The organism is Cognatishimia activa, assembly GCF_017798205.1.
Classification (GTDB): domain Bacteria; phylum Pseudomonadota; class Alphaproteobacteria; order Rhodobacterales; family Rhodobacteraceae; genus Cognatishimia; species Cognatishimia activa_A.
The window spans coordinates 554,024-578,856 of sequence record NZ_CP060010.1 but is presented as its reverse complement, the minus strand read 5'-3'; the positions used below and the strand labels follow the sequence as shown (position 1 = coordinate 578,856).

At 58.1% G+C, this 24,833-nt stretch carries 26 protein-coding genes; 15 read left to right on the top strand and 11 right to left on the bottom strand.

Annotated features, from left to right (window positions below; all coding sequences use genetic code 11):
- Nucleotides 1–19: 19 nt before the first annotated feature.
- On the bottom strand, nt 20–343 hold the full coding sequence (locus tag HZ995_RS02715; RefSeq protein ID WP_209357146.1) for a hypothetical protein: 324 nt from the start codon (nt 341–343) through the stop codon (nt 20–22).
- 422 nt (nt 344–765) lie between these two features.
- Between HZ995_RS02715 and HZ995_RS02710 the strand changes: the two genes are divergently transcribed.
- Entirely contained in the window at nt 766–2,190 is a 1,425-nt protein-coding gene (locus tag HZ995_RS02710; RefSeq protein ID WP_209358137.1) for a Do family serine endopeptidase, read from the top strand.
- Nucleotides 2,191–2,235: 45 nt separating this feature from the next.
- Here HZ995_RS02710 and HZ995_RS02705 read toward each other — a convergent pair whose 3' ends face one another.
- Together HZ995_RS02705 and HZ995_RS02700 are read right to left on the bottom strand one after the other, a co-directional pair.
- Nucleotides 2,236–2,778, bottom strand: a complete 543-nt coding sequence (locus HZ995_RS02705; RefSeq protein WP_209357145.1) for a peptidoglycan-binding domain-containing protein — start codon at nt 2,776–2,778, stop codon at nt 2,236–2,238.
- A 56-nt stretch (nt 2,779–2,834) separates the two neighbouring features.
- A complete protein-coding gene (locus tag HZ995_RS02700; protein WP_209357144.1) occupies nt 2,835–3,239 on the bottom strand; it encodes an OB-fold nucleic acid binding domain-containing protein in 405 nt (134 codons plus the stop codon).
- A 122-nt stretch (nt 3,240–3,361) separates the two neighbouring features.
- On the opposite strand from HZ995_RS02700, the gene HZ995_RS02695 reads away from it, so the two are divergent.
- A complete protein-coding gene (locus tag HZ995_RS02695; RefSeq protein WP_209357143.1) occupies nt 3,362–3,685 on the top strand; it encodes a 2Fe-2S iron-sulfur cluster-binding protein in 324 nt (107 codons plus the stop codon).
- A complete protein-coding gene (locus tag HZ995_RS02690; RefSeq protein ID WP_245168731.1) occupies nt 3,685–4,440 on the top strand; it encodes an FG-GAP repeat domain-containing protein in 756 nt (251 codons plus the stop codon). The genes HZ995_RS02695 and HZ995_RS02690 overlap by 1 nt, the downstream gene beginning before the upstream one ends.
- A 99-nt stretch (nt 4,441–4,539) precedes the next feature.
- Here the strand turns inward: HZ995_RS02690 and purD are convergent, their stop codons facing one another.
- On the bottom strand, nt 4,540–5,802 hold the full coding sequence (gene purD / locus HZ995_RS02685; protein WP_209357142.1) for a phosphoribosylamine--glycine ligase: 1,263 nt from the start codon (nt 5,800–5,802) through the stop codon (nt 4,540–4,542).
- Nucleotides 5,803–5,889: 87 nt separating this feature from the next.
- On the opposite strand from purD, the gene xseA reads away from it, so the two are divergent.
- Nucleotides 5,890–7,383: an exodeoxyribonuclease VII large subunit gene (gene xseA / locus HZ995_RS02680; protein WP_209357141.1), complete on the top strand. Its 1,494-nt coding sequence runs from the start codon at nt 5,890–5,892 to the stop codon at nt 7,381–7,383.
- Here xseA and HZ995_RS02675 read toward each other — a convergent pair.
- Together HZ995_RS02675 and HZ995_RS02670 are read right to left on the bottom strand one after the other, a co-directional pair.
- Nucleotides 7,380–7,775 carry a hypothetical protein gene (locus HZ995_RS02675; RefSeq protein ID WP_209357140.1) on the bottom strand — a complete coding sequence of 132 codons (396 nt, stop codon included), beginning with the start codon at nt 7,773–7,775 and terminating at the stop codon, nt 7,380–7,382. The genes xseA and HZ995_RS02675 overlap by 4 nt on opposite strands.
- A gap of 52 nt (nt 7,776–7,827) precedes the next feature.
- Nucleotides 7,828–8,865, bottom strand: coding sequence for an alkane 1-monooxygenase (locus HZ995_RS02670; protein ID WP_209357139.1), 1,038 nt, complete (start codon nt 8,863–8,865; stop codon nt 7,828–7,830).
- Nucleotides 8,866–9,053: 188 nt separating this feature from the next.
- Between HZ995_RS02670 and HZ995_RS02665 the strand changes: the two genes are divergently transcribed.
- The 6 genes from HZ995_RS02665 (at nt 9,054) to HZ995_RS02640 (ending at nt 14,724) form a co-directional block, all read left to right on the top strand.
- Nucleotides 9,054–10,739, top strand: coding sequence for an NAD(P)H-dependent oxidoreductase subunit E (locus HZ995_RS02665; protein ID WP_209357138.1), 1,686 nt, complete (start codon nt 9,054–9,056; stop codon nt 10,737–10,739).
- A gap of 98 nt (nt 10,740–10,837) precedes the next feature.
- Nucleotides 10,838–11,515 (top strand): lysoplasmalogenase, encoded by a 678-nt coding sequence (locus tag HZ995_RS02660; RefSeq protein WP_209357137.1) that lies wholly within the window; start codon nt 10,838–10,840, stop codon nt 11,513–11,515.
- A gap of 60 nt (nt 11,516–11,575) precedes the next feature.
- The gene (gene ftsY / locus HZ995_RS02655; protein WP_209357136.1) at nt 11,576–12,676 is read left to right on the top strand and encodes a signal recognition particle-docking protein FtsY; all 1,101 of its coding nucleotides are present in this window, start codon (nt 11,576–11,578) and stop codon (nt 12,674–12,676) included.
- A 60-nt stretch (nt 12,677–12,736) separates the two neighbouring features.
- A complete protein-coding gene (locus tag HZ995_RS02650; RefSeq protein ID WP_209357135.1) occupies nt 12,737–13,639 on the top strand; it encodes a DMT family transporter in 903 nt (300 codons plus the stop codon).
- Between the two features lie 40 nt (nt 13,640–13,679).
- On the top strand, nt 13,680–14,291 hold the full coding sequence (locus HZ995_RS02645) for an inner membrane-spanning protein YciB (RefSeq protein WP_209357134.1): 612 nt from the start codon (nt 13,680–13,682) through the stop codon (nt 14,289–14,291).
- 163 nt (nt 14,292–14,454) lie between these two features.
- Nucleotides 14,455–14,724 (top strand): hypothetical protein, encoded by a 270-nt coding sequence (locus tag HZ995_RS02640; RefSeq protein WP_209357133.1) that lies wholly within the window; start codon nt 14,455–14,457, stop codon nt 14,722–14,724.
- Here HZ995_RS02640 and HZ995_RS02635 read toward each other — a convergent pair.
- On the bottom strand, nt 14,721–15,404 hold the full coding sequence (locus HZ995_RS02635) for a glutathione S-transferase N-terminal domain-containing protein (RefSeq protein WP_209357132.1): 684 nt from the start codon (nt 15,402–15,404) through the stop codon (nt 14,721–14,723). The two genes, HZ995_RS02640 and HZ995_RS02635, sit on opposite strands and share 4 nt — an antisense overlap.
- 349 nt (nt 15,405–15,753) lie before the next feature.
- Here HZ995_RS02635 and metZ point away from each other — a divergent pair, with 349 nt between their 5' ends.
- The 5 genes from metZ to HZ995_RS02610 all read left to right on the top strand — a co-directional run bounded on the left by metZ (nt 15,754) and on the right by HZ995_RS02610 (nt 21,718).
- A complete protein-coding gene (metZ, locus tag HZ995_RS02630) occupies nt 15,754–16,941 on the top strand; it encodes an O-succinylhomoserine sulfhydrylase (RefSeq protein ID WP_209357131.1) in 1,188 nt (395 codons plus the stop codon).
- 167 nt (nt 16,942–17,108) lie between these two features.
- A complete protein-coding gene (gene folE2, locus HZ995_RS02625; protein WP_209357130.1) occupies nt 17,109–18,209 on the top strand; it encodes a GTP cyclohydrolase FolE2 in 1,101 nt (366 codons plus the stop codon).
- A 38-nt stretch (nt 18,210–18,247) separates the two neighbouring features.
- Nucleotides 18,248–18,637 carry a lysozyme inhibitor LprI family protein gene (locus HZ995_RS02620; RefSeq protein ID WP_209357129.1) on the top strand — a complete coding sequence of 130 codons (390 nt, stop codon included), beginning with the start codon at nt 18,248–18,250 and terminating at the stop codon, nt 18,635–18,637.
- 51 nt (nt 18,638–18,688) lie between these two features.
- Nucleotides 18,689–20,137 carry a TrkH family potassium uptake protein gene (locus tag HZ995_RS02615; protein WP_209357128.1) on the top strand — a complete coding sequence of 483 codons (1,449 nt, stop codon included), beginning with the start codon at nt 18,689–18,691 and terminating at the stop codon, nt 20,135–20,137.
- On the top strand, nt 20,138–21,718 hold the full coding sequence (locus HZ995_RS02610; protein ID WP_209357127.1) for a 5-guanidino-2-oxopentanoate decarboxylase: 1,581 nt from the start codon (nt 20,138–20,140) through the stop codon (nt 21,716–21,718).
- Between the two features lie 59 nt (nt 21,719–21,777).
- Here HZ995_RS02610 and HZ995_RS02605 read toward each other — a convergent pair whose 3' ends face one another.
- From HZ995_RS02605 to HZ995_RS02590, 4 genes are all read right to left on the bottom strand, one after another.
- Nucleotides 21,778–22,815: a threonine aldolase family protein gene (locus HZ995_RS02605; protein ID WP_209357126.1), complete on the bottom strand. Its 1,038-nt coding sequence runs from the start codon at nt 22,813–22,815 to the stop codon at nt 21,778–21,780.
- On the bottom strand, nt 22,816–23,286 hold the full coding sequence (locus HZ995_RS02600) for a YcgN family cysteine cluster protein (protein WP_209357125.1): 471 nt from the start codon (nt 23,284–23,286) through the stop codon (nt 22,816–22,818).
- The gene (locus tag HZ995_RS02595; protein ID WP_209357124.1) at nt 23,283–24,215 is read right to left on the bottom strand and encodes a bifunctional riboflavin kinase/FAD synthetase; all 933 of its coding nucleotides are present in this window, start codon (nt 24,213–24,215) and stop codon (nt 23,283–23,285) included. Before HZ995_RS02595 ends, HZ995_RS02600 begins: the two co-directional genes overlap by 4 nt.
- A gap of 107 nt (nt 24,216–24,322) precedes the next feature.
- Entirely contained in the window at nt 24,323–24,766 is a 444-nt protein-coding gene (locus tag HZ995_RS02590) for a MaoC family dehydratase (protein WP_209357123.1), read from the bottom strand.
- Nucleotides 24,767–24,833 lie beyond the last annotated feature (67 nt).

The window sequence follows — 24,833 nt, the reverse complement described above, 5'->3', positions numbered from 1 at the left end:
TGTCACAATGTGTGGCTGTTTATGGGGCGCTCTGAGCGGTTGTGCGGCTGAAGTCAGGGAAGTGCAGCGCGATAATATCTGCTGTTTTTTGGCCCTCAGTCTCCAACATATCCGCTGCTGCCAGAAGTTGTTCCGCCGTGGCGTCCAATCCTTCCCGCATGGCCTGTTCCGCGCTTAGCCGAATGACGTGGTCCAGGGCTTTCTTGGACTGCGGGTCTCCACTGCCAAGGTATTCATGTGTCGCAGAGTGTGTGAGCACCAGATGTGCTTCGATCACCGGGTGGCGGCAATAGCGCGTAACCTGGATGAATTCGTTCAGTTTCTTAATATACCACTCGTACATAGTATAAGCCTCTCTGCAGGGGCGGGCCAAAGACGGACACATAGATGTTTCGTGATGACTTGGCTCGTTCCAGGCCTCGTTTTTAAACGAAACAGCACTGGGTTCACGTTGACTGAGGGGGAAACGGGACTGGCTCCGCGCTACTTATGGCTGGGGCCGGGTATTCGTAAGTTTACATGGCTACAAGTCTTGGAGACTTTTTACATACGATCAAGAAAAAGTTACTTGTGTCACCAAACCTTCACAATTCCGCTCACGGGCTGTTGAAGGAAGGTGGGTAAAGTTGTGCAGCAATTAATTTGTCCTATGTTACATCTAAGATTGTCGCGTTTCGGGGACACGGCACTCAGGAGCAGAAATCCAAAAGGAGTTTTTAGGTGAAACCAATCGCTGTTTCCGCACCCGTTCAAAACATCAGCCAGATGCGCGCTTTGTGGCTCTCGGCCCTCGCGCTTATGTTTATTCTGGCCCAAACCCTCGTGGCCCAAGCCCGCCCCGATAGCCTTGCCGACCTTGTCGAAGAGGTCAGCCCGGCTGTGGTCAATATTTCCACCTCAACTGTGGTCGCCAGCCGATCCGGCCCGCAGGGCATCGTGCCCGAAGGCAGCCCGTTTGAGGATTTCTTCCGTGAATTTCAGGACCGTCAGGGCCAGGGCGATCAAAACCGCCCCCGCCGTAGCGCCGCTTTGGGCGCCGGGTTCGTGATCTCTGAGGATGGCTTTGTCGTCACCAACAACCACGTCATCGAAGGCGCGGATGAGATCCTGGTCGAGTTCTTCTCTGGCGAAGAGCTCCCTGCCACTGTGATCGGTAAAGATCCGAATACCGACATCGCGGTTCTCAAAGTCGAAAGCGACACGCCGTTGCCGTTTGTCAGCTTTGGCGACAGCGATGTAGCGCGTGTTGGGGACTGGGTCATGGCCGTGGGTAACCCGCTGGGTCAGGGCTTCTCTGTCTCTGCCGGTATCATTTCGGCGCGCAACCGTGCTTTGTCGGGTTCCTACGATGACTTCATTCAGACCGACGCTGCGATCAACCGCGGCAACTCTGGTGGCCCACTGTTCAACATGGATGGCGAAGTGATCGGCGTGAACACCGCGATCCTGTCTCCAAACGGGGGCTCGATTGGCATCGGTTTCTCTATGGCGTCCAACGTTGTGACCAATGTGGTCGACCAGCTGCAAGAGTTCGGCGAGACCCGCCGTGGCTGGCTGGGTGTTCGTATTCAGGACGTGACCGAAGATATGATCGGCGCAGTCGAAGGTCTTGAGACCGCTGCCGGCGCGATGGTCACCGATGTGCCGGACGGTCCTGCAAAGGATGCGGGTATTGAATCCGGTGACGTGATCCTGACCTTTGACGGCACAGACGTTGAGGACGTGCGCGGCCTGGTTCGCACTGTTGGCAACACGGCTGTTGGCAAAGCCGTTCGCGTGATCGTTCTGCGAGGTGGCAAGACGCAGACGCTTCTGGTGACCCTGGGTCGTCGCGAAGAGGCCGAAGCCGCTGTGCCAGCAGCCCAACCTGTGACGCCTGAAGAGCCAACCGAGAAAGACATGCTTGGCCTGACCGTTACTCCAATGACCGAAGAGCTGCGCACAGAGCTTGGTCTGGACGAAGGCGCTGAAGGTCTGGTGATCACCAATGTTGATGAGCTGTCCAAAGCCTATGAAAAAGGCATGCGCGCCGGTGATGTGATCACCGAGGCGAGCCAGCAAAAGGTGGTCTCTGTGTCTGATCTGGATGCACGTGTGGCCGAGGCTGAAGAAGCAGGTCGCAAGTCGATCCTCTTGCTGGTGCGTCGCGGTGGCGAGCCACGGTTTGTCGCTCTGGCGCTTGACGAATAAGCCCGAAACAAACTCACAAGAAAGGCGCCCTAAGTGGCGCCTTTTTTATTGGTCGGTTCGGTTGGTCGAGATCAAACCAAGTTGTCGACCTGTCTCTGAGGACAAAAGCCCCGAGTCGAGCCCATTGGCCGACTGATACCGCCGGATCCCCGCACGGGTGCGCGCATCCATCTGGCCATTGATTGGCCCCCGATAGGCTCCACGCACTTGCAGTGCCCGTTGAACCGAGGCGATGAACTCGGGCGTCAGGTCCTCAGGGCAGGGGGTCTCAAACCAGGTCTCACGCCGGGGCGTGACGATGCGTTGCTGCGTTTCTGTGCGATAGATCGCAGGCGTCAGGACAGAGCCATCCGCCATCAGCTCGGCAGGTTGCACCAGGATCTGCTCTTGCACCGTTTCAATCACCGCAGGCCGGATCGATTTCCCCCAGCAACTGCCGGGCCGCGCGCCGGGTGGGCCTGGCTGATGCTCCAGCACGACTTCGGGTTCGTTAAATCCCGCGAGACCCGAGGCGAAATCAGGCACGACCTCTTCGCAGCCCCAAAGGGCTGTTGCCAATACGCCAATCAAGAGTGGCTTAGGTCTCATCTGCTCGCCTTCGCGGTTTTTCCCTTTTTACCGCGTTTTAAGGCGCGTCAAAAGCTCTATTGCGCGGGGGTCTCGACATCGGCCTTCCAGGTGAGTCCCGGCTGCACCAACTGATCTAGCATGGGCGAGATGTCCTCAATGTGCTCGGCAATCACATGGGTCACGTTATTTTCGCGCTGAATACGCCCAGTGATGCGCAAGAGTCGCCCTGCGATGACCGCGCGCCTGAAGGCCTCATAGATCTTGCGCCAGACGACGATATTCACCACGCCGGTCTCATCCTCAAGCGTCAGAAAGATCACCCCATTGGCGGTGCCCGGCCGCTGCCTCAGGATCACCAGACCGGCCACTGTCACCCGCGCGCCTTGCGGTGGCAGAACCAGTTGGCGCGCCATGATCGCCGAGGGCGGGCGCGGCCAATCTGTGTCTGCAGACAAGGGGCGGGGCGGATGATGTGTCATAAGAACAAATATAGAACAAATTCACGCTGTCGCAAGCGTGACAGGAAACTGACGAAAACGGGCTGGCATAAGGGGGCTTGGCGCACTAACTACGAAAGGGAATCGCAAGGGAATACACGGAAATGGCAAAAATCACTTATGTCGAATTCGGCGGTACCGAGCACGTTGTAGAGGTCGCAAATGGCCTGACCGTGATGGAAGGCGCACGCGACAACAACATTCCAGGCATCGAGGCCGACTGCGGCGGGGCCTGTGCCTGCTCGACCTGTCACGTCTATGTGGACGAGGCCTGGGCCGACAAACTGTCGCCGATGGACGATATGGAAGAAGACATGCTGGACTTTGCCTTTGAGCCAAAGCCGGGCCTGTCGCGCCTGACCTGCCAGTTGAAAGTCAGCGACGCGTTGGACGGTCTCAAGGTTTTTATGCCTGAGAAGCAAATCTGATGATGGCGCGGGCGCGGCGTCTGGCGATGCGAGAGTGGCGCGGTTTCGCGCGCCGCGCGTTGCATGTGTCGCGCCTGTGGCCACTGGCTTTGGCGGCGAGCGTCACGGCGGCGCAGGCCGAAGTGGTCTCGGCTCGCTACCTAGAGCCCACGGATCGCTATGCCCACGGCGTGCTTGGCGATGCCATCGAATGGGGCACGCTTGAGATCCGCCTAAAAGACAATACACGTCGTCGTCTCGTGCTGCCCGAAAGCCGCGTGTTCGAAGATCTGGAACCGCGCCTCTTTGACGTGGATCTGGACGGAGACCTTGAAGTCATCGTGATCGAAAGCAGCGCCACCCAAGGCGCGCGTCTTTCGATTTATGATGAAAACGGCCTCTTGGCGTCGAACCCCTATATCGGCACCCGCAACCGCTGGCTCGCGCCGGTTGGGGCTGCGGATCTGGATGGCGACGGCAAGATCGAGATCGCCTATATCGACCGCCCGCATCTGGCGAAGACCCTGCGTATCTGGCGCTATGAAAACGGAGCACTCACCGAGGTTGCTCAGAAACCGGGTCTGACAAATCACAAGATTGGACAAGACTACATTTCCAGCGGCATTCGCGATTGCGGCAAGGGTCCAGAGATGGTCACTGCTGATGCCAACTGGCGCTCAGTGATCGTGTCCCGCTTTGACGGCGCAGCGATCAAGAGCCAAGCCGCTGACAGCTTCTCGCAAGACGCCCTCGCAGACGTTCTCGCCTGCAAGTAACCATTTTCTCTTGCTGAAAATATCCCGGGGGTCGTCCTTGGTTGCGCCATTGGTCCGAGCGACCAATGGACGACGAGGGGCTGGCCCCTCGCCAAAGGCTCAAAGCGCGCGCCAGCCGATGTCTTTGCGGTAAAAGCCGCCGGGCCAATCCACGCCCTCAACCATCGCATAGGCGCGATCCCGTGCCTCCTGCAACGATGCCCCGCGCGCGGTCACGTTCAGAACGCGTCCACCAGACGCCAAGACCGCCGCGCCCTCCGCCTTGGTGCCCGCATGAAACACATAGTTCATGCTGTCGGACGGCAGATCGCCAAGTCCTTTGATCTCGGTGCCCTTTTCATAGGAACCCGGATACCCGTTGGCTGCCATCACCACCGTCATCGCGTGATCATCCGCCCAATTTACCTGTGCCTCAACCAATCGGCCCTCAGCCACCGCCTGCATCAAATCCAAAGCCTGCGCCCCCAAGCGCATCATCAGAACCTGACACTCCGGATCGCCAAAACGCACGTTGTATTCCACCAGACGAGGCTCCCCGTCTTTGATCATCAACCCCGCATAAAGCACACCCTGATAGGGCATCCCGCGCTCTTTCATAACGCGCATGGTGGGTTTAACGATCTCTTCCATCGCCTTAGCTTCGATCTCGGCCGAAAGAACCGGAGCAGGAGAATAGGCCCCCATACCGCCTGTGTTCAGACCCGTATCGCCTTCGCCCACGCGCTTGTGGTCTTGGGCTGTGCCGACGGACAGCACTTCTTCGCCGTCGACCAGAACGAATAGAGAGGCCTCTTCGCCCTCCATGAACTCTTCGATCACGACTTCTGCGCCCGCGCCACCAAAGGCCCCGCCGAACATGTCGTCAATCGCGTCCAACGCGGTTTGCTCGTCCATCGCCACAATCACGCCTTTGCCTGCGGCCAGACCATCGGCCTTCACCACAATCGGCGCGCCGTTTTCGCGGATATGCGCTTTGGCCGCTTCGGCATCTGTGAAATGCCCATAGCCTGCCGTCGGCGCATTGGCCGCGACGCAGATTTCCTTGGTGAAACTCTTGGAGCTTTCCAGCCGCGCCGCCGCCTCTGATGGGCCAAAGGTCAAAAAGCCCGCCTCGCGCAGACGATCCGCAACGCCAACCGCCAAAGGCGCCTCAGGCCCGACGATGACAAAGTCGATGGCGTTCTCGCTGGCGAAATCCACGACCTCTGCGCCATTCTCGATATCAAAGCTCGCGCACTCAGCGATCTGCGCGATCCCCGCATTGCCTGGTGCCACAATCAGACGATCACATTTCGGGTTCTGTTTCACCGCCCAAGCCAATGCGTGCTCGCGTCCGCCACTGCCGAGAATAAGAATGTTCATGGGGTGTCCTTTTATGATCGCGCAAGCGCTTGGCCTTTGTTGACGCGCGTTCTAAGCTCTGCGCAGCAATACATCAAGCGAGGCCAGATGTCTGATCTGATCGACGACCCAAGAGAGGGCGAAAATGCCCCGGAGTTTTCCGTTACTGAGCTTTCTGGAGCCATTAAGAAACTCATTGAGGGCACGTTTAGCCATGTGCGGATCCGGGCCGAGATCGGGCGGGTCAGTTTTCCGCGGTCAGGCCATGTCTATCTGGATCTAAAAGACGACAAATCGGTGATCTCTGGCGTGATCTGGAAAGGCGTGGCGTCGCGTCTGCCAATGCGCCCCGAAGAGGGGATGGAGGTTGTTGCAACGGGTCGGCTGACCACCTTTGGCGGGCAATCCAAATACCAGATTGTCATCGAGGACATGAAACCCGCCGGCGTCGGCGCATTGATGGCGATGCTGGAAAAACGTAAGGCGCAGCTGTCAGCCGAAGGGCTCTTTGACCAAAGCCGTAAGAAGCCGATCCCCTATTTGCCGTCGATAATCGGCGTTGTGACTTCACCCTCCGGTGCCGTGATCCGAGACATTCTGCATCGCCTTCGCGACCGCTTCCCTAGCAAAGTCCTGATCTGGCCAGTCGCCGTGCAGGGCGACAAATGCGCGCCAGAGGTGGCGCGGGGGATCGAGGGGTTCAACGCGCTCACGCCCGGCGGAGCCTTGCCGCGTCCCGATCTGATCATCGTCGCCCGTGGTGGCGGCTCGGTCGAAGATCTTTGGGGCTTTAACGAAGAGATCGTCGTGCGCGCGGCAGCTGCGTCGGGCATTCCGCTGATCTCAGCCGTAGGCCACGAGACTGACACGACCCTGATCGACTTTGCCTCTGACAAGCGCGCGCCAACGCCGACGGCGGCGGCGGAACTCGCGGTGCCTGTGCGGCTGGAACTGATGGGCTGGACGGATGAGCAGGGCGCGAGACTAACACGGGCGCTGACCCAGTCGATCACGCAACGCGGACAACGCCTGCGGGATCTTGCGCGGGCAATGCCGCGCGTGGACACTCTGTTGGATACGCCGCGTCAGCGGCTGGATCGCGCATCGGAGAAACTGCCAGAGGCCCTGCGGCGTTCGGTCGATACGCGGCGTTTGAAATTGACCGAGGTTGCGGCCTCTTTGCGCCCCACCAATTTGCGGCGCGCAGTCGATGCCAAACGCGAGGCGCTGGGTCGACGTGCCGACCGCCTGTCTATTCGCCCTATCCAACGCGACATTCAGATAAAAAAAGACAAATTGGACGCTTTGAATCAGCGGTTTGTGACCGCTGCGACCTCTCAGACCAAGACGCTAAAGGACCGGTTGGAAAGCCTTGACCGCCTGCGCCAGACGCTGGGCTATGAGGCCACTCTTGAGCGCGGCTATGCGGTGGTTTGGGATGGAGACAAGGTGGTCACGACGGCCAAGGCTGCTGGCAAGGCTAAAGAGCTTGAGATCCAGTTCGCGGATGGACGGCATACGCCGGATGGCGTGGCGAAAGCCCCGCGCAAGGTGTCGAAACCGGTAAAACCTGATGCGCCCGACCAAGGCAGCCTGTTTTAGACGCCGACCTCGGGTCCAAGGCAAAGCATCTCTTCATCGGCGCCGGTGATTTCATAAAGCGTAGTGTCCGCGCTATCGCCGCTAAACGTCGCGCTTAACCCGCCCGGTTCTAAAAAGAACTGCCAGCATTGTGGCTCGGGGTTGTCTTCATAGACAAAGCAAATGTCCTTGCCACTTGCGTACCAAGTGCCTTCTTTGCATTGCCCGTCCAGAAAGCTCCACCGCACGCGTCTCTGGTCGAAATATTCCTCGGCACCATAGCGGTTTCCATCGCTCGAATAATAGAGCGTTTTGCCACGCGTATAGCGATCAAATGCATCAGGGCTGAGCGGCGTTTCTGCAAGGGTTAAAAGCGGGAAAAGAGCCGCCGTGATCGTGACAAAAATTCTCATGCCGGGAGCCTGCCAAAAGCCCGCAGTGTTTTCCAGTAAAGTTTTAGCGGGGCTAAGGCTGGGTCACGCCATTCACAGCAGCAACCCGCTCATCCATCATCGAGCGCCACAGCGGTGGCCAGAGCGCAATGATCCCCATGACCGGCAGAGATTTCGGCAGGATCGGCATGCGGTCTTCTTCGATGCGCAGGTTCGGATAGGGGCGGTTGGGGTTCAGATGGTGATCCGAATGGCGCGGTACATTCAGCATCATCGCAGAACTAAAGACCTGCGGAGAATTCCAGCTATGTTGTGCGCCGACCGGTTCCAGTTTGCCATTCGCCAGCTTGCGACGTTTGAGGCCATAGTGCTGGATGTAGTCGCTCGCGAGGTGCTGCAGCGTGGCGTAAAGCGACACCGCGACCAAAGCGCCAATGCCCGCCCAGCCTGCCAAAAGGAAGGCAATGGCGACGGTGATCAAAGTCCCAATGCCGTACCAGAGATAAGGATGTGTCCACTTAGGGCTTGGTGTTTTCGCGCGGGCGCGCATTACGTTTTCAGCGCGCAAGCCGGCCATGAAGGATCCAAACCAGGCACGCGGCCAGAAGCGATAGACGCTCTCGCCAAGACGCGCTGTGTTCGGGTCGCGCAGGCTGCCGACCCAGGTGTGATGCACTTTGGTATGGGCCGACGCATGATGGCCAAAGAAAATCGAACTATAGACCGCGATACCCAGCCGGTTCAGCCAGCGAGACCCGCGGTGGATCAACTCATGCGCATTGGCATTGCTGACTTGCCCAAAGTATTGACCGAAAAGAACAAAACAGGCGAGGCGTTCCCAGATATTGAGGCCTGTCTCACCGCTGAGCGCAAGAATGGCGATGACAATCAGGATCAGATGGGTGAAGCCCAGAAAAATGCAAAGCGCGGTGCTTGCGGGGAACTCTTCATGCGTGTCTTTGTCCGTCGCGGCGTATTCAATCAGCCGGTCCATGATGAAGACAAAAGCCGTCAGGTAGAGCACAGCCACAATGGCCCAAACCCCGCCCAGAAACCCGGCGAGGGCCAGCAGAAACACCGGTACCGCGGTGGCCAAAGTGAACCAAAGCATCGTTACGACTCCATCAGAACGCGCGTTCTTATCGGGGTATCTCCTCTAACTTAGGAAATTTTGTGCCACAAGCGAGGCCAGTCTTGGGTAAATGCAACGCGAAAGAGGCAATGAATGTCGTTTTGAGGATAAGACCCGCGTCGCTTAGGGTATATTGCCTAGGCAAAGACGAATTGTGGAGCACCCAAATGGCACTCGATGAACGCAAAGGTGTTTGGAAATCCGGCAAAGGTAAGGGCCGGCACACCCCGAAGGGGCGGCAGCTTGATGATGTCGCGCTGGAAGAGGTGCGTGGCCTGATCGGGGATCGTCCTCGCGATCGTGACCTGCTGATCGAGTATTTGCATCTGATTCAGGATGCGTTTGGCCATCTGTCTGCCGCCCATCTGCGCGCCCTTGCCGAAGAGATGCGCACCGGGCAGGCTGAGGTCTATGAGGTCGCGTCCTTCTATGCGCATTTCGATGTTGTTCGCGAGGGCGAGACGCCTCCACCTGCGTTGACGATCCGCGTCTGTGATAGCTTGTCCTGTGAACTCGCGGGCGCGCAGCAATTGCAAAAGGCGCTTGAGGATGGGTTAAACCCCGAAGAGGTCCGCGTGGTGCGCGCGCCCTGCATGGGCCGCTGCGACACTGCACCGGTGCTCGAGATCGGCCACAACCATATCGACCATGCGACCCCTGAAAAGGTTGAGGCTGCGATTGCCGCGGGTGACTCCCACGCGCATGTCCCAGAGTATGAAACCTTTGCGGCTTACGAGGCCCAAGGCGGCTACGCGACGCTCAAAGACCTGCGCGCGAATGGCGACTGGGAAGCAGTTCAGGAAAAGGTCAAAGAGGCCGGTCTGCGAGGCCTTGGCGGTGCGGGTTTCCCGTCTGGAACCAAATGGGGCTTTGTGCGCGCCAATGACGGCCCGCGCTATCTGGCCGTGAATGGCGATGAGGGCGAGCCGGGCACCTTTAAGGACCGCTATTATCTGGAGCGCACTCCGCATGTCTTCCTTGAAGGCATGCTGATTGCCGCTTGGGCGGTTGAGGCAGAGCGCGCCTTTATCTACATGCGCGACGAATATCCCGCCGTGCTGGAGATCCTGCGCCGAGAGATCAAGGCTCTCGAAGAGGCCGGTATCGTCGAGCCCGGCTACGTCGACCTGCGTCGAGGGGCAGGGGCCTATATCTGCGGTGAAGAATCCGCGATGATTGAGAGCATCGAGGGCAAACGTGGCGAGCCCCGCCACCGACCGCCTTTTGTGGCGCAAGTCGGCATCTTTGGCCGCCCGACTTTGGTGCATAATGTCGAGACGCTCTATTGGGTTTGCAAGATCAACCGCGAGGGGCCAGAGTGTCTGAACTCGGTTGAAAAGAACGGCCGCAAGGGTCTGCGCAGCTATTCTGTATCAGGCCGTGTAAAGAACCCCGGCGTGCATCTGCTGCCCGCAGGTTCCACGATCACCGACATTATTGACGCCTGTGGCGGTATGCTTGAGGGCCACGCGTTTAAGGCCTATCAGCCGGGCGGCCCATCTTCGGGTCTTCTGCCGGCCTCGATCAACGATGTGCCGCTCGACTTTGACACGCTGCAGCCGCTTGGCACCTTCATCGGCTCGGCTGCTGTTGTTGTCCTGTCAGATCAAGACAGCGCCAAAGAGGCTGCGCTTAATATGCTGAAGTTCTTTGAGGACGAAAGCTGCGGGCAATGCACGCCGTGCCGTGTGGGCTGCGAAAAGGCCGTGAAGCTCATGAACCGCGACAGTTGGGATACGGGGCTACTGGAAGAACTCAGCCAAGCCATGGTCGATGCTTCGATCTGCGGTCTTGGCCAAGCCGCGCCAAACCCGATCCGGCTAACGATCAAGCATTTCCCGGACGAAATTTAGACCGTCAGTTCAAGCAACACAGCCAAACGAACGTAAAGTAAAGCGCGCGAATCTCGTGCGCTTTGCCTATTCTGGGCTGACGCAAAGACAGAGCCGCCATGACCTTCCTTGAAGAAATCGCCTTTCGCCAAAGCCTCTTTTGGGGCGGTGTCTCTTTTAGCCTTGTGACCGCCGCGCTTTTCGCGATCTTTGCGTCTTGGCGCGGGCCGAGCTGGTGGAAAACCATTCTGAAAGCCATGCCCGTCGGCGCGTTGGTCTTTGCAGCCTTCGCGAATTTCGCCAACCCGCTAGTCATCGCAGCACTCGCCTTGTCTCTCGTCGGAGACATCGCCCTCTCGCGCCCCGGAGATCGCGCCTTTCTGGTCGGTCTGATTGGCTTTGCCGCCGCGCATCTGGCTTACATCGTGCATTTCCACGATCTGACCAGCGGCACGCCGCCTTTGACTGCGGCGGTGATCCTTGTGGCCCTCGCGCTGTCGACAGAATTCTGGCTGAAACCGCATACCAGAGACCTCAAATGGCCCGTGCGCATCTATGTTGTTCTGATCACGCTCATGGGTCTGACCGCTGCCGCGATGCCAGCACGAGAGCTGGCCGCGATGGGTGCGTTTCTGTTCATTTTCTCTGACCTGCTGTTGGCCATTCATCTGTTCCGCCTGAAAGACAGCTCTGTCTTGTATGTCCCAATCGCCATCGTGCTCTGGGTGGCCTATGCGCTGGCACAAGTCGCAATCCTGATTGGTGCTGGCTTCGCGCAGCCTCTGATCGCGCTCTAAGACCTCTTTTCACCCCCGCCTTGATTGACTACATGTGTTTGAAATCAAGACGAGGCCCCAATGGCGTTATTTTCCAAGCTCCGCGAGCGTTTGTTTAAGTCTTCTTCCCGGCTCGAAGAGGGGCTTGATGCGATTGTCGAAGAGGGCGGTGAAGAAACGCCAGTAGAGGCGCCTCAGCCCGAGAAAGCGCAGCCCCAACTGGAAGCGCCTGTTGCCGAGGCCGCTCCGGCTGCGCCCGAGGCCCCAGCGCCTGTGGAACCCGAAAAGCCAACGCGCAGTTTGCTAAGCCGCCTGACGGGGGCAGCGCCTGCGAAACCCGTTGTGCGGCGTGAACTTGATGACGAGATGCTGGAGCAGCTCGAAGAGCTTTTGATCGCCTCGGATATGGGTGTGGATACCGCGCTGCGTGTCACCGCAAACATCGCCGAGGGCCGGTTCGGCAAACGCCTGTCGACTGAGGAAATCAAAACGCTCCTTTCTGACGAGATCACCCGCATTATGGAGAGCGTCGCCAAGCCCCTGCCGCTCTATCCGAAAAAACCGCAAGTGGTTTTGGTCGTTGGCGTCAATGGCGCGGGTAAGACCACAACAATCGGCAAGCTCGCCAGCCAGTTCACCGCCGCTGGCAAATCCGTCGTGATCGCCGCCGGAGACACGTTCCGCGCCGCCGCCGTCGAGCAACTGCAAGTCTGGGGAGATCGCGCCGGCGTGCCCGTCCTGACAGCGCCCGAAGGATCCGATCCCGCAAGCCTCGCCTTTGACGCCATGACGCAGGCCGAAGAAATGGGCGCGGACCTTCTGATGATTGACACCGCAGGCCGTTTGCAAAACCGTCAGGACCTGATGGAGGAACTCGCGAAAATCGTCCGCGTCATTCGCAAAAAAGACGAAACCGCGCCGCATAACACGGTTCTGGTTCTGGACGCCACCACCGGCCAAAACGCACTGTCGCAGGTCGAGACTTTCCAGAAACTCGCCGATGTCTCAGGCCTCGTGATGACCAAACTCGACGGCACTGCCAAAGGTGGCGTTCTCGTCGCTCTCGCGGATAAATTCGGCCTTCCGATCCACGCCATCGGCGTTGGCGAAAAGATCGACGATCTGGACGCCTTTGATCCGAAAGACTTCGCCCAAGCCCTCACCGGGCTCTCAGATGACTAGGCTTCCTCTTGCTGAAAATATCCTCGGGGGTCCGGGGGTGACACCCCCGGCGCTAAGACCGTGAGCGCTTGGTTCACCTCCCTCGAAGGCACCGAGGCCGGGCACCAACTCGCCCTCGCGCTCGCGCTCCTGGCGGCCTTCCTCCATGCGGTTTTCGGAGCGCTTCAGAAGGGCCGTCACGACCCGTGGCTCAGCCGCGGCGCGATTGATCTGAGCTACGGTCTGATGGCTGCGCCCTTTGCGCTGTTTGTTGTGCCTTGGCCTGAACCGCATATGTGGCTGATCTTTGTGGGCGTCTTTCTCATCCATGTTGGTTACAAACTTCTGCAGGCCTTCACCTACACCAAGGGCGATTACACAGTGGTCTATCCGGTGGTGCGTGGCACTGGGCCTCTTTTTGCGGTCATAGGTGCGTATTTCCTTTTTGGTGAAACCTTCACCGGCATCCAATGGCTGGGCGTCGGCGTCTTGCTCTCAGGCATATTCGGCCTTGCTGCCTATAGTCTGATCTTCCTGCAATCCAACCGAGACACGCTCCCCGCAGCTCTCGCCCTCGCAATTTTCACAGGCCTCTTTGTGGCGCTTTACACCACCTATGACGCCTTCGGTATCCGCGCGACGGCCGATCCGTTCACCTTTCTGGCGTGGTTCTTCATGATCGACGGGATCTTTATGCCTCCCATCGCGGCGGTCATGTACCTGCGTATGCAAGACCGCCCGGGGCTTGGGCCACTTGCGGTCCGAGGCTTTTTCGGAGGCCTCACGGCCTTTGCCTCTTTCGGCTCGATCATGCTCGCCACCCGGCTCGACAAAGTCGGCGAAGCCGCGGTTCTGCGCGAGACCTCGACCATCTTTGCAGCCGTCATCGGCGTGGTGTTCCTGAAGGAAACCGTTGGCCCGCGCCGCATTGCTCTCATGGCTTTGATCGCGCTTGGGGCGGTAATAGTTGAAATGGGCGGCTGAGGCGATATATCGGCAAGAGCCCTTAGAAAAGGACAGGCACATGGCAGGCAAGACAATCAACCCGATGCTGAAATCAGCTTTGGAATTCGGCCCGATCATTCTGTTTTTCATCGGCTATCTGCGCCTGCGAGATCAGGTGTTTACCATTGGTGGCACAGACTATGACGGCTTTATCGTGGTGACTGCGGCCTTCGTGCCCCTCATCGCTCTGACCACCTTTATCCTGTGGCGTCTTACCGGGCATGTGTCCAAGATGCAGCTTGCTACCGTCGTCCTCGTGACGCTCTTCGGAGGTCTGTCGGTTTGGCTGAACGACGACCGCTTCTTCAAGATGAAGCCGACCATGATCTATGTGCTTTTTGGCGGGATCCTTGGCGTCGGCCTTCTGCAAGGCAAAAGCTATCTGAAGTTCGTGATGGAAGAGGCACTGCCCTTACAAGATGAGGGCTGGATGATCCTGACTCGTCGCCTCACGGCGTTCTTTATTGGCCTTGCCGTACTGAACGAAGTCATTTGGCGCACCCAGTCCACGGATACCTGGGTTTACTTCAAAACCTTTGGTCTGACGGCGGCTGTATTCGTGTTCTTTATGACCCAAGCCGGCGTCTTCACCAAATACGGGATTGAAGAGGATGAAGCGGATAACGCGTAAACCACGCGCCGTTTTCAACCTGAATAAACCATGCCTCGGGGAATAATGCGCCACCGGCGTCACATATGAGGCAACCCACGAATTTCTCCTAGTATCAGGGGGTTTATGCCCCTAGGCCTTTGCGGCAGTTGCCACACAGATGGCAAAGGATCGAGGAGGTTACATGGGTTCCATTCATCGCATATTGGCAGCCGCCGTGTTGGGCTTTGGCTTGAGTGCCTGCGACCGGTCAGAGTATCTCAGCCCGGAAGTGGTGCTGGAGACGGAGAAGGGGCAGGTAAGCTGTCAGCTCTATACGACAGACCGGCTCTATTGGGATGAGGCGACGGGATATCCCGAAACCATGACCAAAAGCGAGGCCGATGCCTATTGCAAGGCCGCAGGACGTGAACGCAAGGACGCGGCCGAGGCTCAGGCAGCCACGCAGGTCTAAACGTGATCCGGAAACAGATCGCGCACCACCCAGGTGTCGCTGCGATCTCCGCGCAGGTCGGCCAACAAGCCGCGCCCGCGTCGCACGGCCGGTCGTGCCCAGACGGTTTTCAGCCAGCGCGCGAGGTTGGGTTTATCGTCCAGAGTCTGTTCCTGTCCTTGCCATAGGGACGCCCAAGGCCAAATCGCCATATCTGCGATCGTGTAGGTGTCACCTGCGACATATTCGTTTTCGGCAAGTCGCCGGTCCAGAACGCCATAGAGCCGCGCGGTTTCACTGCGGTAGCGATCCTTGGCGTAGGCGATGTCCTCGGGAGCGTATTTCAGGAAATGGTGGGTTTGGCCCGCCATCGGGCCGACGCCGCCCATTTGCCACATCAGCCATTCTTCGACGCCAACGTGCTCGCGCTCACCCTGGCCGTAAAACATGCCGGTTTTGCGCGCCAGATATTGCAGGATTGCCCCGCTTTCGAAAACGGATATCGCTCCGTCTGGTCCGTCATGGTCCACAATCGCGGGCATCCGGTTGTTCGGCGCAATGCGCAGGAAATCAGGCGCGAATTGGTCGCCTTTGCCGATATTGATCTGATGCACCTCGTAGGGCAGGCCGAATTCTTCCAACGCAATCGAGGCCTTCCAGCCGTTGGGCGTGGGCCAATAATAAAGGTCAATCGGTGTCATGCGTTCTACCCCCTCGCGGAGGGCATCATGCCTGAGGAAAACCATTCGGCAAAGAGAGAAGTTTACGTAAGCGGCAAGGTTGGCGGTGCAAAAGTGCAGGCCTCTCTGTCCGTAAGACTACGAAAATCGCGCCCACGCCCAGCGACTCGGTTGACCCTGTTGCTGCAGCGCAGTAAGAGATCCCCGTGGCGATTTGTTACCGGATTGCGGGCCACGTGGGGCAGGGATGTCTCCGAATTCCGCTAAAGAGGTCAGGACGAAGGGACCCCCTTACGCTTGGCCGTACGGGGGTTTTTTATTGCCCGAATGGTGTCACTCAGAGGGTGCGCCGGGCGCGAAGGAGTTGAAGATGAGCGACTGGAACAAGCGGACGAAACTTGTGCATGGCGGCACACGTCGGAGCCAGTACAACGAGGTCAGCGAAGCGATCTACATGACGCAGGGCTTTGTCTATGACAATGCCGAGCAAGCAGAGGCACGCTTTATCGAGACCGGTCCTGATGAATTTATCTATGCCCGTTATGGCAACCCGACCGTGGATATGTTCGAGAAACGTATCGCGTTGCTTGAGGGGGCAGAGGATGCTTTTGCCGCGGCCTCTGGGATGGCGGCGGTCAATGGCGCGCTGACCTCTTTGGTGCAGGCAGGCGATCATGTGGTGTCCGCGAAGGCTCTGTTTGGGTCTTGTTTGCACATTCTGGAAAACATCCTCTCGAAGTTCGGCGTCGAAGTGACCTTTGTCGACGGTACCGATCTGGATGCCTGGCGCGCGGCGGTTCGGCCTGACACTAAGGTCTGTTTCTTTGAATCTATGTCCAACCCGACGCTTGAAGTCATCGACATCAAGGCCGTCGCGGACATCGCGCATTCCGTCGGCGCGACGGTCGTCGTCGACAACGTTTTCTCGACCCCAGTCTATTCCAAAGCCATCGAGCAGGGTGCTGATGTTGTCGTTTACTCTGCGACCAAACATATCGACGGGCAGGGGCGTGCTCTGGGCGGCGTGATCCTTGGCACCAAAGATTACATCCGCGGCACGCTTGAGCCTTACATGAAACACACCGGCGGCTCGCTGAGCCCGTTCAACGCGTGGATCATGCTTAAGGGGCTTGAGACTATCGATTTGCGTGTGAAGGCGCAGGCCGAAAGCGCTTTGGCTATTGCCGAGGCCGTGGAAGGCAACCCAGCCCTGGAACGCGCGATCTATCCGGGCCTGAAAACCCACGCGCAGAATGCTCTGGTGCAAAGCCAACTCAGCGGCTGCGGCGGCACGGTTCTGTCTTTGGACGTCAAAGGTGGCAAAGAGGCCGCCTTCAAGTTCCTGAATGCGCTGACGATCCCTGTGATTTCCAACAACCTCGGCGATTCCAAATCCATCGCCACCCATCCAGCGACCACCACGCACCAGCGTCTGAGTGACGAGCTGAAGGCCGAGCTGGGCATCACACCGGGTCTCATCCGTTTCTCGGTTGGGCTTGAGGACACAGACGACTTGATCAAGGACGTGCGAGTCGCTTTAGAGGCCTCTCAGGTCTGATTGACGCCTGCCCAGCGGGGCGGGATAGAATAAGATACTGGAAAAGGGCATGATCCGTATGCCCTTTTTCTGTTTTTCCGGCCCTGCACATGCAATCGGTCGGTTAAATTGGCAATTTCAGCCGTGACGCACTAAGTTAGGCGCACGCAAGCGTTAGGGAGGTGCCGATGAACATGCACCCATCCAAATCAAAGTCCGAGCTCAGCCGGGACGAGGCCCAAGAGGCCCTTGAGAAGCTGCGCGCTTGGGCCAAGGACGCGAGCCCCACTGAGATTGCCGAACTGGAACCCGCCATTGCGCGGCTTTTGCCCGGCCAAGAGGTTGCGAATTATCCCGAGCTGTCGCGTGACTACCCCGAGGATTTCACCGTCGACGCCGCTTACCGCGAGACGCTGCCGGATTTGCAAAACGGGCCGACCAGCCTGATCAAAGGCGCCAAGAAACAGATCCAGCACGTTGGGATCTCGAATTTCCGCCTGCCAATTTCCTACCGCACCCGCGAAGGCGGGGATGTGACCCTTGAGACCTCTGTGACCGGTACGGTCAGCCTTGAAGAGGACAAGAAGGGCATCAATATGTCCCGCATCATGCGCAGCTTTTATAAGCACGCGGAAAAGACCTTTAGTTTCGAAGTGCTGGAACATGCGCTGAAAGACTATAAGTCGGACCTTGGAAGTTTTGATGCGCGCATACAGATGCGCCTGCGCTATCCAATGAAGATCCCGTCTTTGCGCTCGGGCCTTGAGGGCTATCAGTATTACGATATCGCCATGGAAAAGGTGGATGTGAACGGCAAGCCGCTCAAAATCATGCATCTGGACTATGTCTATTCCTCGACCTGTCCGTGTTCGTTGGAACTTTCTGAACACGCACGCCAATCGCGTGGACAGTTGGCGACGCCGCATTCCCAACGCTCTGTGGCGCGGATTTCTGTGGTGACCAAGCCCATCCAGAAGCTGTGGTTTGAGGACCTGATCGACATGGCCCGCCGCGCGGTGCCGACCGAAACGCAGGTCATGGTGAAACGCGAGGACGAACAGGCCTTTGCGGAACTGAATGCGGCGAACCCGATCTTTGTAGAAGACGCTGCACGTCTGTTCTGTGCTGAGTTGCAGCAAGACGAGCGCATCGGTGATTTCCGCGTCATCGCCAGCCATCAGGAAAGCTTGCACAGCCATGACGCGGTCTCGATCCTGACTGAGGGCGAGACCTTTGAGTCGGGCTCCATCGATCCCAAGCTCTTCACAACACTCTTCCACGTTGGCTGATCCCTGCTAAGCTGGGGTTCACCAGTTTAGGGGGTATCATGCGTAAGATTTTGATTGCTTTGGGGCTTTTGGCCTCGCCTTTGGCCGCGCAAGAGGTCGATTGCACCAATGCCACGAACCAGATGGAAATGAATTTCTGTGCAGCGCAGTTTTATGGCTATGCGGACGAAGACCTGAACCTCTCCTATAAGCTCGCCATGGCGCAGGCCAAGGAAATGGACAAATACATCGCAGCAGACGAGCTGCCTTCCGCCACAATGCTGCGCGATGCGCAACGCGCGTGGATCACCTACCGAGACCTTGCATGCGCTGCGGAAAGCACCTTGGTGCGTGGCGGCAGCATGGAACCGCTGATGTACTATAGCTGCCTTGAACGCGAGACCCGCAGCCGCACGGAAAGCCTGCGCATTTTCGGAGAAACGAACTAACCCGCTCGCTATGAGTTGACACTGGGTGAGGTTCACGCCAACGCTGCGCCTATGATCGACCTAAGACCTGTCGGATATGTCATTGGCCTCATGGTGGCCATGCTGGGTGTTGCGATGCTGCCGCCCATGGTGATGGATATAATCGACGGGCAGGGCCATTGGCCCGTCTTTGGCGAAAGCGCGCTGTTTACCGTTCTTGTCGGCGGGCTTGTGGCCCTGGCCTGTCAGTCGGGCAACCAACAAGGGCTGACGCTGCAGCAAACCTTTATGCTAACCACAGGCGTCTGGCTGGCTCTGCCGATCTTTGGCGCGTTGCCTTTTGTATTGGGGGCAACCGAGGCGCGGTTTGTTGATGCCTTCTTTGAAGCGATGTCGGGTCTGACCACTACAGGGTCTACAGTTCTAACGGGGCTTGAGACCCTGCCGCGCGGGCTCTTGCTTTGGCGCGGCATTCTGCAATGGCTTGGCGGGATCGGGATCATCGTTGTAGCCATGGTGTTCCTGCCGGAACTGCGGGTCGGAGGTATGCAGATCTTCCGCTCCGAAGGCTTTGATACCATGGGAAAAATTCTGCCTCGCGCGACGCAGATTTCCGCGCAGATCTCGAGCATTTATATCTTTCTGACTGTGGCTTGCATCGTGGTCTATCTGATCTTTGGCATGTCCTTCTTTGACGCCTTGGTGCATGCGTTCACCACCGTCTCGACCGGAGGTTTCTCGAACTACGATGCGTCTTTCGGAACCTTTAGTGGGCCGACGGAATATGCGGCCGTTGTGTTCATGTTCCTCGCGGCCTTGCCCTTCGTGCGCTATGTGCAGCTAGTGAACGGCGCCTCATCCCCGCTGTTCCAAGATTCTCAGGTGCGGGCCTTTCTGGCGATCATTCTGGTTCTGGTGGTGCTGTCGACCATCCTGCTGACCACGGTTTTCCCAAAACACCCCGAAGAAAGCTTCCGCGAAGCGCTGTTTAACATCACCTCGATCATCTCAGGCACGGGCTACGCCAGCGCGAATTACATGACCTGGGGCAGCAGCCTCATTGCCATGTTCTTTTTCATCGGCCTGATCGGAGGCTGCGCGGGCTCGACCGCCTGTTCCATCAAGATCTTCCGCTATCAGCTCTTGTTCTCGGCGATCCGGGTTCAGATCCAAAAGATCCACACGCCCAATGGGGTCTTCACCCCGCGCTATGCAGGCCGCGCTGTCAGCGACGACGTGCTGAGTTCGGTGATGGTGTTCTTTGTGTTCTTTGTGGTCTCGCTTGGGCTTTTGTCTGTGTTTCTGGCGATGACCGGTTTGGATTTCCTGACCTCAGTTTCCGGAGCCGCTGCGGCCATCGCAAATATCGGCCCGGGGCTGGGCGATATCATTGGGCCGTCCGGAAATTTCAGCACGCTCAATGATACCGCCAAGTGGCTCCTGGCCATTGGAATGCTGGTTGGACGGCTCGAGCTTTTGGCCGTCTTTGTAATCTTTACCCCCCAATTCTGGAGAGCTTAAATGTCCAAACGCCCTCTCGGAGCGCAAATCTCTCATATGCTGAAGGCGCGCGGCGTCGATGTGATTTTCGGCATTCCCGGCGTGCACAACGTCGAGATGTATCGTGGCATCGAAGAAGCTGGCATCACCCATGTTCTCGCGCGTCATGAGCAGGGTGCGGGGTTCATGGCCGATGGCTATGCGCGCGCGTCGGGCAATCCGGGTGTGGCCTATGTGATTACGGGGCCGGGCTTGTGCAATGCGATGACGCCGATGGGGCAGGCCTATAGCGACTCTGTGCCTGTGTTGGTGATTTCTTCCTGTCTGGACGAGACTGCCTCCTACAAAGGTCAGTTGCATCAGATGAAAGACCAAGAAGGTGCTGCCGCGACGGTCTGTGACTGGAGCCATGAGGCCTATACGGCAGATGCGGCCTATCAGTTGATCGACCGCGCCTTTAGCGAGTTCAAAGCCGCTCGGCCTCGGACCAAACATATTCAGGTGCCGATTGCTTTGGCGGGATCCGAGGCAGAAGCTGCGCCCGCGCCGCAGATGTGGTCTGGCACTGAGGCTTTGGACATGAGCAAAGTGGCCGATGTTGCCACGCGGTTGGCCTCGGCGAAACGCCCGATCTTTGTTTTTGGCGGCGGCGCGAAGCACGCCTCTGATGCGGCGCGCGCGGTTCTGGCGAAAACCAACGCGGCGTCTTTTGTCACCTACGCTGGTCGCGGAGTTGTCGATCCTTCGGACCCATTGACCTACGGCGCTACCTTGGCACGCCCCTCGAGTGCTGATGTAATCGCGACTGCGGATCTGGTGATTGCGGTGGGTACGGAACTGTCTGAGGTCGATCTCTGGCGGCGCGACTTGGGGCATGCTTGCGATCTGGTGCGCGTCGATATCGATCCGATGGTCCTTGGAGATCTGCATCGCAATGATGTGCAGGTGCTGAGCGACGCAAAGAGCTTTCTGGCGGCTTTGGACTCGCAATTAGCGGAACAGACGTCCGAATGGACAGCTGCCGACGTCGCCAAGTCCCGCGAGATCTGGCGCAATGAAACGGATTCAGAGCGTCCGGGCATCGTCGCGATCTGTGACGCTCTGCGCCGGGCTATGCCAGATGATGCGATGTATTTTTCGGACATGACGCAATTTGCCTACGTCGGCAAAGAGGTTTGGGACATGGAGCGCCCAGGCCATTGGCACCACCCGTCAGGCTTTGGCACGCTGGGCTATGCGCTGCCTGCCGCTATCGGAGGAGCGATGGCGCGGCGCGGCAAGCCCACGGTCTGTATCGCGGGCGACTATGGGTTTCAGTATACGGTGCAAGAGTTGGGCGCGGCTGTGGAAATGGGCCTCGGGTTCCCGATCCTATTGTGGGACAACGCCAAGCTGAAAGAGATCGAGGATTCCATGGTCCGCAGCCAGATCGCGCCAAATGCGGTGACGGCTTATAATCCTGACTTCTTGGCTTTGGCTAAGTCTTATGGCTGCCTCGCGGTTGAGCCTGCGAGTCTGTCAGAACTGTCGACTGAAACTCTCAAGGCCTTTGACGCAGATCGTCCGACATTGATCAGAATGACACCTGCGCTGGCGGGGTAGGGGCTTTGCCCCTCGACCTGCGGTCTCACCCCAGGATGTTTCTGGCAAGAGAATGAGGACTAGCCTTTCACGATCTCGATGAACTGGTCGATCAGGTCTGCGCTGATGGACCAATCACAGACCAGACGGGCTGGCAGGAGGTCTTCGTCGGGGCCGTCTAGCGTGCCGTCCAGCAGATAATACATAGCGCCCGCCGCTTGCAGACGCTTATGTGCATCGCGGCGCATTTGGCAGAAGATCATGTTGGCTTGCGGCTCATAGTCGAACACCACGCCGGCGTCTTTGAGGCCTGCCGTCAAGAGCGCGCAATTGGTGTTGGCCTGACGCGCGGTCGCCTTCCAAAGGTCATCCGCCAGATAGCCTTTCATCTGCGCCGAGAGGTAGCGCAGCTTGGAGAAGAGATGCGCGCCGCGTTTGCGACGCAGTTCGAATTCCCACGCTTTGGCTGGATCAAAGATCACAACAGCCTCAACGCCCATACAACCGTTCTTAGTGCCTCCGAAACTGACCGCATCGACGCCCAAACGCCAGGTCATGTCGGCCGGAGAGCAGTTCAGCGCAACCAGAGCATTGGCAAAGCGTGCTCCATCCAGATGCACGGGGCAGTCGAAGTCTTTGGCGACGGCTGTCAGCTCTGCGAGTTCAGTGAGCGAATAGATCTGTCCGAATTCAGTGACCTGTGTGATCGAAACAGGGCCACGCTGCGCGCCATGAACACCCAATGCACCTGTAGCGGCAATCTTTTTGCGCAGCACTTTGGGATCAAGTTTGTCACCATGACCGACGGTGGTCAGCTTGGCACCGCTGTAAAACTCGGGCGCGTTGCATTCGTCCATTTGGATATGGGAATGGCGGGCGCAGAAAATCGTGTCCCATGGGTTGGACAATGTGGCCAGAGCCAGAACATTCGCCGCTGTCCCCGTTGGCACGAAATGCACCATCGCCTTGGGCGCCTCGAAAAGATCGCGGATCTGCGCCTGAACCTCTGCGGTCAGAGGGTCATTGCCATAGCCCATGGCATAGCCGTCGTTGGCCTCGGCCACTGCCGCAAGGACCTGAGGATGAACAGGTCCTGCATTGTCTGATGCGAAATACATTTACAGCGGCTCCTCGATAATATGATCTTCCCATTCGTCCTCGGAAATCTCCCATTCCGAGACTGTCATACCTTGGACCGAAACGCCCGCGTCGTGAACCGTTTCGGCGCGTCCCGAAATCAAGGGGTGCCAGTTATAGAGCGGCTTGCCCTCCCACAATAGGCGATAGGCGCAGGTCTTGGGCATCCAATAGGCGTGGGTGTCGATATTGTCGGGACTCAGGACGATACATTCCGGGATGAACTGATGGCGGATCTCATATTGCGCGCAGCGGCAGGTGCTGTCATCCAGCAAGCGGCAGGCGACGCGGGTGAGGGCGACCTCTCCGGTGTCGGCATCCTCCAGTTTGTTCAGACAACATTTGCCGCAGCCATCACACAGCGCTTCCCATTCTTTCTGGGACATCTTTGTCAGCGGTTTCTTTTCCCAAAACCGCTTGCCCAGCCCGTTGCGATCAATCGGGTCAGTCATAGCGCTCTCAGGATCTCGCGGCACTTTGCGCAATCGGCATCCATTTGGGCGACCAAAGCCTCTAGGCCGTCAAACTTCAGCTCAGGCCGCAGGAAGTCCACCAAGGCCACAGAGAGCTGCGCGCCATAGAGGTCCCCTTTGAAATCAAAGAGATAGGTTTCGATATTGGCGGTGTTTTCGCCAAACATCGGGCGCACGCCGACAGAGCTAGCGCCCAGATAGCTGCCCGCATGGGGGCCATCCAGAACGTCAACAAGGACAGCATAGACGCCGAACTTTGGGGGGTGCAAACCGTGGATTGACATATTCGCGGTCGGGAAACCAAGCTCACGCCCGCGTTGTTCGCCGCCAATCACGGGGCCTTCGATCCGGTGCCAATGCCCCAACATCGCGGCCGCATCACGCGGGCGACCGTCACTCAGTGCATTGCGGATGTTGGTCGAGGAGACTTGCTGATCGCCTCCCGTCACAAGCGGTGCGATTGTGACGCCAAAACCGAGTTCCTCACCCAAAGCGACCAGATCCTCAGCGGTGCCTTTGCGCCCTTTGCCAAAACAGAAATCCGCGCCGACGACCACATGGGCCAATCCCAAACCATCGACGATCACATCCTGCGCAAATTCGCGCGGCGTCAGGTTCGCCAAGGCCTGATTGAAGGGCAACTCATAAAGACGTTCAACGCCAAGCTTCTCCAACCGCGTCGCGCGCGCATCCGGACCTGTCAGACGAAACGGAGCCATGTCCGGTGCGAAGTAGGCACGCGGGTGTGGTTCAAAACACATGACCCCCAAAGGCGCATCTGGCGCTGCGGCCTTGGCCAGCGAAATCACAGATTGATGGCCAATGTGCACGCCATCAAAATTCCCGATGGCGACAGTCGCGCCGCGGTCTTCATTCGCAATGAACTTATAGTCTCGGAGTATCCGCATAGGCCAAAGCGTTAGCCCTGTCAGACACCCCGTGCAAGGGGTATCGTCCCGTCGGCTTTCATCTTGCCAAAAATACTCAAATTCTCCGCGAACCGCGCGCGCTGCTCTCAGTCGAATTTGCGAGACGGTGCCATGACCATCGCTTCGCCGATGAGAACCTTTTTGCCATCCACGATACAGCGGCAATCCAATTGCACACGGCGTTTGCCGATCTCGATCCCAGTGACCTCGACCTCTGCCGTGACCAAGTCACCCGGGCGCACAGGGGCTAGGAATTTCAGGTTCTGGCTCATGTAGATTGTGCCGTGACCGGGCAGCTGTTCTCCGATCACTGCCGATACCAGTCCAGCGGTCAGCATCCCGTGCGCGATACGACCCTGAAAGATCGTGTCCTGCGCATAGTCATCGTCCATATGCACCGGATTGTGGTCGGTCGAGACCTCTGCGAATTTCTGAATGTCGTCATCCGTGACCACTTTACGCACATAACGCATCATGCCCATTTCGATGTCTTCGATACAGATCGTACCGCGTGGGAAATTGTCCAACATTTGGTCCTCCGCAGATCGAGCGCAAAACAAATGCACGCGATTCATCCTTCCTGCGAAATTTTATTAC